This window comes from Candidatus Burkholderia verschuerenii (assembly GCF_001189365.1).
Lineage (GTDB): Bacteria > Pseudomonadota > Gammaproteobacteria > Burkholderiales > Burkholderiaceae > Caballeronia > Caballeronia verschuerenii.
Genome location: NZ_LFJJ01000400.1, coordinates 1 through 1,192, shown reverse-complemented (window position 1 = coordinate 1,192; position 1,192 = coordinate 1). Strand labels below are relative to the sequence as shown.

1 protein-coding gene is annotated in these 1,192 nt (G+C 62.6%); it reads left to right on the top strand.

Annotation, left to right across the window (positions count from 1 at the left end):
* Positions 1 to 302: 302 nt before the first annotated feature.
* Positions 303 to 1,192: reverse transcriptase domain-containing protein (locus BVER_RS29130; protein ID WP_440588115.1), on the top strand; the 890-nt coding region annotated here is incomplete at its 3' end.

The window sequence follows — 1,192 nt, the reverse complement described above, 5'->3', positions numbered from 1 at the left end:
AAGGGGCGCGTGAGCGCGAGCACCCCTGCGATCCGGCGTGGTCGAAGACCCTGGCACGTACGGACGCTCTGTGCACGGGAACCGGGAGATCTCTCGTCCGGCCAGTCGCAGCACGGCTGGTCCGCATCGGGAAGGCGAGGAGCCGTATGATGAACGGTCGAGAGAAGTCAGACTCCGCCATAGTAGCGAGGAAGCCTGCGAACAACGTCGGGAAACCGGCTGCGGAGTGGGTGGAGCCAAGGGCGGGGACCAAGGGAAACACGGGTCAGCAACGCACGCGCCGGGCGCAGAACCGGGCAAGCATGTCACAGGGGCTGGAACGTGTACGGCAAGCCGCAAGGCAGCGGAAGAAGGAGCGGTTCACCGCGCTTTTGCATCACGTCACTGTCGACCGGCTCCGGGAGTCGTTCTTTGCGCTCAAGCTTCTGGACGCCGATCTCAAGAGTTTCTTTGACTCGGTCAGCCAGGAATGGCTGGTCCGTTTCATTGAGCACCGGATCGGCGACCAGCGCATCATCCGCCTTGTGCGCAAATGGCTCAAGGCGGGCGTACTGGAAGATGGAGAGCTCAGCGTCAGTGAGACGGGTACCCCACAGGGATCAGTGGCATCACCGCTGTTCGCGAACGTGTACCTTCACTACGTCTTTGACCTCTGGGCCCAACGGTGGCGACGGCGCGAAGCCCAAGGCAACGTCATCATCCTGCGATACGCAGATGATGTTGTTGTCGGCTTTGAGCACGAAGCTGACGCGCGGCGCTTCTGGGATGCGATGCGTCAGAGGTTGGAGGAGTTCGCGCTTGCGCTACATCCGGACAAGACAAGGCTACTGGAGTTCGGCCGCTACGCAGCGGTCAACCGCCGGAGTCGCGGTCTTGGCCGGCCGGAGACCTTTGCGTTTCTGGGCTTCATCTTTATCTGCGGCAAATCGCGTCGTGGCGCCTTCCAGCTTCAGCGAAAGACCCGGGGCGATCGCATGCGGGCGAAGCTCAGGCAGATCAAGGAGGAGCTTCGGCGACGCATGCACGAACCGATTCCTGTGCAAGGGAAGTGGCTTGGGCAGGTGGTGCGTGGCTATTTCGCGTACCACGCAGTCCCCACGAACTCGCGCGCGCTTGGCGCGTTCCGTTACCACGTCGTTGATCTCTGGCGGCGCGCGCTCCGGCGTCGCAGCCAGAAGGATCATATGACGTG